This is a genomic window from Nocardia thailandica NBRC 100428 (assembly GCF_000308795.1).
Lineage (GTDB): Bacteria > Actinomycetota > Actinomycetes > Mycobacteriales > Mycobacteriaceae > Nocardia > Nocardia thailandica.
Genome location: NZ_BAGK01000238.1, coordinates 65,213 through 73,177, shown reverse-complemented (window position 1 = coordinate 73,177; position 7,965 = coordinate 65,213). Strand labels below are relative to the sequence as shown.

The window sequence follows — 7,965 nt, the reverse complement described above, 5'->3', positions numbered from 1 at the left end:
GGCGCGCGCCCGGCTGCGGTAGATCGGGTCGTGAATTCCGAGGTGGACGGCCGCCGTGCGGGTCATCGCCGTAGGGGGAAGTCTCGTAGGGCGAATTCACTGACAAGATCTCCATAACTCGATAGGGCCAACAGCACGGGGCGCACCGGAGCACCGCCGGTCACCCGGCGGTGCCACGACACACTCCGGAAAGCAGTGCATCACTCGGCGGCCGTACGCCGCCCTGCTCGCGAATTCGTGCGACGGCGTGCCGGTGCCGGAGTCGATCCGAGTACATAGGACTGCACCAGATGATTCCAGCTGCAGCTTCGGCACACCTCGACCACGTGGACGGAGAACTCCTCGTTCGTCTCCGCCAGCCGGGCCAGTTCCTCCGGTGTCCGCGCCGAACCCGCCATCTGACCGAGCCCGTCGCCGTAGACCCACGATACGAGGGTCAGCTGCTCTTTCCGGCAGATCGGGCACGTCACCTCGCTGTTCCGGCCGTGGAACTTCGCGGCCCTGAGCAGGTAGGGATCGGCGTCACAGACCTCGCCCACCCGGACCCGGCCCGCGTAGACGTCGGCCAGCAGCGACCGGCGCCGGAGCGCATAGTCGACCACCTGCCGCTGAATTCGCACGAGACCCAGAGTAGCGGGGATCGGTGGGCGCCGCCCTCGCCCTTCTCCTTCTGCCCGGGTTTGGCCCTAGACTCCCCTGGGTACCGGGGTGGCCGGTGTTCGTCGTCAAGAGGGTCCGAGGGCCTTTATGTCTGATTCGGGTCGCGAGTCCTCGCTCCGGGCGCGTGATATCGATCGCGCGCAGGTGTCCACTGTGCTTGACGCCGCCTACGCCGAGGGTCAGCTCTCGCCGCAGGAGTACCACGACCGGGTCGAACGGGCGGGAAACGCCAGGACACTGGGGGAATTGCGCGGGCTCACCGCCGATCTGCAGTCCCCCGTCGTGTTCGGCGGCGCCGCACCGGAATCCGCGCGGACCCCGCTCCGCCGCGGCCGCGGCGACACCTATCCCGCCCGGGTGCGCGCCCGCGACCGGGACCGCGAGGCCACCGTCCACGTCCTCGACGAGGCGCGCGCACAGGGTCAGCTCGACGCCGACGAGCACACCGCGCTGACCCAACTGGCCGCCGAGGCGCGCACCCTCGGCGACCTGTCCACCCTCGTCGCCGACCTCCAGTACGCGCCCGCCCCGCGGCCGGCGCGGCCGAGGTCGCGCCGCCACGTCTACCTGCGGACCGCGACCGCCGCCGCCGTGGTCGCCGCCGCGGTCGGCGGCTTCGTCTGGACCGTGCGCGAACCCGCGCGACCCGTCCCGGCGGCGCTGACCCCGGGCTTCGGCGCCGTCGCGCCCCGGGTGATCCCGACGCCCCGGCCCGCGAGCCTCGAGGGCTTCGTCCAGTTCCGGGCCGACTACCTGGCCAAATTCGGTAACGGGCTGGTCGACGAGGTCTACCTGCACGACACCCACGCCTCGGTGAAGCGCATGGTGAACGACCGCCCGGACTGGTCCGAGGAGTACACCTACCGCGGCGGGTTCGAGCGCGCAGGCGAGCAGATCAGCACCCGGAAACGCGAGACCGCCGTCGCCGACCTCGCCGCGATCGACCCCGGCGTGCTCGGTCGCGTCCTCGCCGGCGCGCCCGCCACCGTCGGGGTGCCCGACGGCGTCGTCTCGATGATCCGGCTCGCCGAGGACAGCTCGTTCCGCGATCAGGTCGTGCTCAGCGTCTATGTCACCAACGAACTGAAGCAGAGCGGGCGGATCGAGCTCACCCCCGCGGGCGCGGTGCTCCAGGTCTACGAATACAAGGGCCCCCGATGAAGACACCGTCCCAGCGCCTGCGCGCCCGCGACGCCGATCGCGCCGACGCGTGCGGCCTGATCGACGCCGCCCTGGCCGACGGTCAGCTCACCGAGACCGAACACGCCCGCCGCACCGAACGCGCGATGCGCGCCGAGACCATCGCCGACCTGGACGCGCTCATCGACGACCTGCAGGTCCCCGGCCGCCTGGCGAACAAGCCGGTCGTGCGCGGGCGTTCGGCCGCGAGCAGCCGGTGGTGGATCGCGCCCGTGGCGATCCTCGGCGCGGGCGCGCTCGGCGCCGTCGTCGGCCTGCTGGGGCGCGCGGTGACCGGCGCCGTGGCGGGCGAGGACGTCCCCGACCTGACCACGGCCGACGGCATCGCCTACTACCTGGCCGAATACCGGGCCGAGTTCGGTTCGACCACCGCCGACGACGTCACCCTCTACCCGGGGTACGCCAGCGCCGTGCGGGCGTCGAGCACCCCCGGCAAGGCCGACGACTACCACTACGACGGATCCTTCGACACGTGGCGATCGCCGGACAACCGCGACCGCGACGCGCCCTCGTTCGACCTGGGCGCCATCGACCTGCGCGCCTACGCGGCGCTGCGGGCGGGCGCCGCGCGGACCGTGGGTATCCCGGACGGCCGGATCACGCACGTCATCATCGACTTCGACAAGCCGCTGCGGAAGAACCCGAGCCCGCAGATCCGGATCTACGTCAAGAACCCGCAGTTCGAGAACGAGACCGGCTATCTCACGTTCACTTTCGCCGGAGAGGTGATCGAGGTCATCAAGTAGCCCCTCCGACCTGGGAAAATACCCGGATCGGTGGGGTTCCGCTGTGCCTAGATGTATCGCTCCGATATAGTGGGAAGTCGCATCCATCGGTTAGGTCTGTCGACAAGTCAGGGGGTGAGGCCCGAATGCTGGAACTGGCGATTCTCGGCCTGCTCCTCGAGTCGCCCATGCACGGCTACGAACTGCGCAAGCGGTTGACGGGCCTGCTCGGAGCGTTTCGGGCCTTCTCCTACGGTTCGCTCTACCCGACGCTGCGCCGCATGCAGACCGACGGGCTGATCGCCGAGGAGATTCCGGAGGGCGCGACCGCGCGCAGGGCGCGGCGCGTCTACCGGCTGACCCCGGTCGGCCGGGAGCGTTTCAACGAGCTCCTCGCCGACACCGGTCCGCAGAACTACACCGATGACGGCTTCGGCGTTCACCTCGCCTTCTTCAGCCGCACCCCCGCCGAGGCGAGGATGCGGATCCTGGAGGGCAGGCGTCGCCAGGTCGAGGAGCGCCGAGAGGGGCTGCGCGAGGCGATCAAGCGGGCCAGCGGCTCGCTGGACCGCTACACCCGCCAGCTCCACCAGCTCGGTCTGGAATCAAGCGAGCGCGAAGTGCGCTGGCTCAACGAGTTGATTGCGGCGGAGCAATCGACGAAGGCGGCACCACAGAAAGAGGGAAAAATCGGCCATGAGTGATGTAAACAAGGCTGAGGCCGGCGAGGTTCGCGTCGCCATCGTCGGTGTCGGCAACTGCGCGTCGTCCCTGGTTCAGGGCGTTCAGTACTACAAGGACGCCGACGAGTCGGCCAGCGTCCCCGGCCTCATGCACGTCAAGTTCGGCCCCTACCACGTCCGGGACGTGAAGTTCGTCGCCGCGTTCGACGTCGACGCCAAGAAGGTCGGCTTCGACCTGGCCGAGGCGATCTTCGCCAGCGAGAACAACACCATCAAGATCTCCGACGTGCCGCCCACCGACGTGACGGTCCAGCGCGGCCCGACCCTCGACGGTATCGGCAAGTACTACGCGCTGACCATCGAGGAGTCCGAGGCTCCCGCGGTCGACGTCGTGAAGGCGCTGAAGGACGCGAAGGTCGACGTCCTCGTGTCCTACCTGCCCGTCGGCTCGGAAGAGGCGGACAAGTTCTACGCCCAGTGCGCCATCGACGCGGGCGTGGCCTTCGTCAACGCGCTGCCGGTGTTCATCGCCTCCGACCCGGAGTGGGCGCAGAAGTTCGTCGACGCCGGCGTCCCGATCGTCGGCGACGACATCAAGTCGCAGGTCGGCGCGACCATCACCCACCGCGTGATGGCCAAGCTGTTCGAGGACCGCGGCGTGGTGCTCGACCGCACCTACCAGCTGAACGTCGGCGGCAACATGGACTTCAAGAACATGCTCGAGCGCGAGCGTCTGGAGTCGAAGAAGGTGTCCAAGACCCAGGCCGTCACTTCCAACCTCAACGGTCCGCTCTCGGGCAAGGTGCACGACCGCAACGTGCACATCGGCCCCTCGGACTACGTCGAGTGGCTCGACGACCGCAAGTGGGCCTACGTCCGCCTCGAGGGTCGCGCCTTCGGTGACGTGCCGCTGAACCTGGAGTACAAGCTCGAGGTGTGGGACTCGCCGAACTCGGCGGGCATCATCATCGACGCCGTGCGCGCCGCCAAGATCGCCAAGGACCGCGGCATCGGCGGCCCCGTCATCCCGGCCTCGGCCTACCTGATGAAGTCCCCGCCGGAGCAGATCGCCGACGACGTGGCCCGCGCCCAGCTGGAAGCCTTCATCATCGGCGCCGAGTAATCGGAGGGCTTGCGCGCTCGAGTCGCGGCCCTGTAGGGCCTGACGAAAAGCGGGGCTGGACTTGTGCCTTCGGCACGTTGTCCAGCCCCGCTTTTCGTCGGACCGGCCGCGACCGCCGCTGCGCGGCGGCGCCTCCTCGACGTCGGCCCGGTGGGGTCGCTTCGGGCGGGGCGGCGCTGGGAACGGATTCGCTGACGAGCGGGCAGGCACGCTCCCGGAGCCGGGTTCCGCGTGTGATCAGCTCAGTGACACATACACTTCCACGCTGGTCGGGCCCGTGTAGCGCTCGAGTTCGGCGGTGTGGGAGCGGGTGATCATGCCCGCGTTCTCCGCCTTGACCACCTGGGCCCACGCGGTGCGCAGGAGGTCGTAGGGCTTGTCGGAGACGACGAACTTGGCGTAGCGGCCCGCGGGGATGCGGGTCAGCACGTCGCCCTCGTCGACCTCGTCGAGTCCGGCGACCTCGTAGCCGAGGACGGCGACGGCGTGGTCGTTCTGGCCGATGTAGGCGGCCGCGCGGGCGGCGTCCTTCTCGCGGGCGAGGTAGCGGTCCCAGGTGAAGTTGACCAGGTCCAGGTCGCGGGCGGTGACCTCGCGGCCCGCCAGCGGCACGGTCAGGCCGGCCACCAGCCCCTGCTCCAGGGTGACGATCTCGAATTCGACAGCAGCTGCCATGGCTTACTCGCCGTCCTTGTCCGCACCATCGGCCGCCAGCGAGACGTAGATTTCGACGGTGTTCTTGTCGGGATAGTTCTCGCAGTCTCCGGTGTAGGCGCGCTCGATCGTGCCCGCCGCCTCGGCGTCCCAGATCTGGCGCCACAGCGTGACGATGGTGTCGCCCAGGTTCTCGCCGCGCCCGACGAAACGGGCGTAGCGGCCTGCCGGGATGCGGCCGAGTACGTCACCGGTCTGCATGTCGTCGACGGTCTTGCACTCGTAGCCCACCAGGTGGGTGAGGTAGGAGTTGATCTCCGGCGCGAAGTCGACATAGGCGGTGGCGGTGGGACCAGGTAGCTCCGGCCTGGCCGACAAACGTTCCCAGGCCTCGACGACCCGGGCGCGACGCGGTCCCTCGACCGCGAGCGCCGGACTGCGGAGCACCGTCCCCGCGATCAGCGTCTCGGGACGGTCAACGACATCGAATTCCACCTGCGTAGCCCCTATGTCTAGTTCGTCGTCGCTCGAGCGCATATCCTCCCGCATCGGTATGACAGATTGCGCGCCGGGCCGTGCGGCGCGCCGGTCGGTGTGGCTTCACGCTCTGGCAGGAGATGTTGCCATGTCGAAGGGCCACCGTGGTCGTCGTGGGTCAATCCGTGATCTTGCAACCTGTTCAGTTGCCGCCGATACCGGGGAAGATCTCGGTGTTGCCCGGCGCGGGCGGGATGACGATGACCGGCGCGCGGCGCGGGGTGTTGCTCGGGGGATTGAGGATGTCGTAGTCCCCGCCGCTCGGGGCGCGCGGGGGCGCGACCCCGGCGGTGGGCAGCGGCGCGAGGGTGAACTGCTCGACGGGCGTGTCGGCCAGGGCGATGTCCATGACCTGTTTCCAGATGTCGGCGGGCAGGCCGGAGCCGTAGATGTCGGCGCCGCGCGCGGTGCGGATCGGTTGCGGCTGCTCGGTGCCGATCCACACCGCCGTCGACAGCGACGGCGTGTAGCCGATCATCCAGGCGTCCTTGTTCTGCTTGCTCGTCCCGAGCTGGGTGGTCCCGGTCTTGGCGGCCGACGGCCTGCCGCCCGCCAGGCCGTGCCCGTTGGAGTAGTTGGCGATCGGCAGCATGGCCTGCGTGGTCGCGTCGGCGACGGCGGGGGTGAGCCGCTGTTCGGGCAGCGGAAGCTGCTTGCCGACGGTGTGCGCCGGGTCCCGGTCGAGCAGGACGCGCCCGTCGCCCGCGGTCACCTTCTGGACGAAGAACGGCTGGTGGTAGATGCCACCCGCGCCGAGCGTCGCGTAGGCCGAGGCCATGTCGATCGGGCGCACCAGGTACTGGCCGAGCACGATGCCGTTGAGCGGGGGTTCGCCCGCCTCGGTGAGGCTTTCGCCCTGGACGCCGGGGATGTACTCGGGGATGCCCGCCTGATGGGCGGCGGTGGCGATGGCGCGTGGCCCGTCGGCCATGGTCATGGTCAGCCGGTAGAAGCTGGTGTTCAGCGAGCGTTTGAGCGCCTCGGCCATGGAGCAGCGTCCGCAGGAGTCGCCGTCGACGTTGGTGATGGTGGTGCCGCGGTCGGTGATCGGGGAGCTGTCCAGCGCGCGGGTCACCGGGATACCCTGCTGCTGGGCGGCGATCACCGCGAAAACCTTGAAGGCGGAACCGGTTTGCAGCGGGGCCTGCGCGAAGTCGAACCCGACCCCGTCCTCGCCGCCGTAGTAGGCGCGCACCGCCCCCGAGCGCGGGTCGATCGACACCACCGCCGAGCGCAGTTCGGCGGGCTGGTTCGCCAGCCGTTGACGCACGGTGTCGACCGCGCCCGCCTGCGCGCGCGGGTCGATGGTGGTGACGATCTGCAGCGCGCCGGTGTCGATGTCGTTCTGGCTGATCCCGGACTCGCGCAGCTCACGGAGGACCTGGGTGCGCAGCAGCCCCTCGGGACCGCGCGCGGTGGTGTCCTCGGGGATGTCGGCGAGCGGGATGATGCCGGGGAACTGGGTCGCGTCCCGTTCGGCGGCGGTGATGACCTTCATCTCCACCATGCCGTCGAGCACGTACCGCCAGCGGTTGCGCAGCTGGTCGAGGTGGGTCTCCGGGTCGAGCACCGAGGGGGAGCGGATCACCGCGGCCAGCACCGCGCCCTCGGCCAGGCTCAGCTCCGGCACGGGCTTGGCGAAGTAGGCCTGCGCGGCCGCGGCGATGCCGTACGCCCCGCGACCGTAGTAGATGGTGTTCAGGTAGGCGGCCAGGATCTCGTCCTTGCTCCACTGCCGCGACATCTTGGCGGCGATGACGAGCTCGCGCATCTTGCGGGTGACGGTGCGTTCGGAGCTGAGGAAGGCGTTCTTGACGTACTGCTGGGTGATGGTCGACCCGCCGCCCGCGTCGTCGTGGCCGAGCAGGTTGTCCCGGGCGGCGCGCAGGAACCCGCTCGTGGAGTAGCCGGGGTTGGTGTAGAAGTTCCGGTCCTCGGCGGCGAGCACGGCGGCCCGCGTCTGCGGCGGCACGTCGGTCAGCGGGATCGGGACCCGGTTGCCCTGCGGGGGAATCACTTTCGTCAGCACGGTGGTGCCGTCGACCGCGAGGATGGTGGCGGGCTGCTGCACCGCGACCTCGGCGGGCTCGGGGATCTCCGCGCTCCAGTACACCGCCAGGAACAGCAGCGCGGGCACGCAGACGAACAGGACGAACAGCGCGAGGATCAGCCGCCGGATCCGCTGGGCCCTGGTGCGCGGGGGCTTGTCCTCGGGCGCCAGCTTGGCGGCCTGGGCACGTCGCGCCTCGCCCTTGGGGGCCAGCGGGTCGGTGAAACCCGCGATCGAGGTGTACGGCGCGTCCGAACCCACAGCAGGAAACTGTACCCGCCGTGGGCCCGGATCCCGTGGACCGACAGACCCCCGACCCGCCCCTGACCGGGG

General features: G+C 69.8%; 8 protein-coding genes. 4 read left to right on the top strand and 4 right to left on the bottom strand.

Translation table 11 applies throughout. The features are described 5' to 3' along the window. Nucleotides 1-200 precede the first annotated feature (200 nt). Nucleotides 201-620, bottom strand: coding sequence for a DUF5318 domain-containing protein (locus ON36_RS27660; protein ID WP_174377621.1), 420 nt, complete (start codon nucleotides 618-620; stop codon nucleotides 201-203). Nucleotides 621-747: 127 nt separating this feature from the next. Between ON36_RS27660 and ON36_RS27655 the strand changes: the two genes are divergently transcribed. The 4 genes from ON36_RS27655 to ON36_RS27640 all read left to right on the top strand — a co-directional run bounded on the left by ON36_RS27655 (nucleotide 748) and on the right by ON36_RS27640 (nucleotide 4,391). Continuing rightward, a complete protein-coding gene (locus tag ON36_RS27655; protein WP_083885463.1) occupies nucleotides 748-1,821 on the top strand; it encodes a DUF1707 SHOCT-like domain-containing protein in 1,074 nt (357 codons plus the stop codon). Further along, the gene (locus ON36_RS27650; RefSeq protein ID WP_043659577.1) at nucleotides 1,818-2,606 is read left to right on the top strand and encodes a DUF1707 SHOCT-like domain-containing protein; all 789 of its coding nucleotides are present in this window, start codon (nucleotides 1,818-1,820) and stop codon (nucleotides 2,604-2,606) included. The genes ON36_RS27655 and ON36_RS27650 overlap by 4 nt, the downstream gene beginning before the upstream one ends. 125 nt (nucleotides 2,607-2,731) lie before the next feature. Further along, the gene (locus ON36_RS27645; RefSeq protein WP_043659574.1) at nucleotides 2,732-3,289 is read left to right on the top strand and encodes a PadR family transcriptional regulator; all 558 of its coding nucleotides are present in this window, start codon (nucleotides 2,732-2,734) and stop codon (nucleotides 3,287-3,289) included. Beyond that, a complete protein-coding gene (locus ON36_RS27640) occupies nucleotides 3,282-4,391 on the top strand; it encodes an inositol-3-phosphate synthase (RefSeq protein ID WP_043659571.1) in 1,110 nt (369 codons plus the stop codon). Before ON36_RS27645 ends, ON36_RS27640 begins: the two co-directional genes overlap by 8 nt. A 237-nt stretch (nucleotides 4,392-4,628) precedes the next feature. On the opposite strand, the gene ON36_RS27635 is transcribed toward ON36_RS27640, so the two are convergent. From ON36_RS27635 to ON36_RS27625, 3 genes are all read right to left on the bottom strand, one after another. After that, complete coding sequence (locus ON36_RS27635; protein ID WP_043659568.1) at nucleotides 4,629-5,066, bottom strand: GyrI-like domain-containing protein; 438 nt, start codon at nucleotides 5,064-5,066, stop codon at nucleotides 4,629-4,631. A 3-nt stretch (nucleotides 5,067-5,069) separates the two neighbouring features. Beyond that, nucleotides 5,070-5,540 carry a GyrI-like domain-containing protein gene (locus ON36_RS27630; RefSeq protein WP_043659566.1) on the bottom strand — a complete coding sequence of 157 codons (471 nt, stop codon included), beginning with the start codon at nucleotides 5,538-5,540 and terminating at the stop codon, nucleotides 5,070-5,072. A gap of 184 nt (nucleotides 5,541-5,724) precedes the next feature. Further along, complete coding sequence (locus ON36_RS27625) at nucleotides 5,725-7,893, bottom strand: transglycosylase domain-containing protein (protein WP_052314404.1); 2,169 nt, start codon at nucleotides 7,891-7,893, stop codon at nucleotides 5,725-5,727. Nucleotides 7,894-7,965 lie beyond the last annotated feature (72 nt).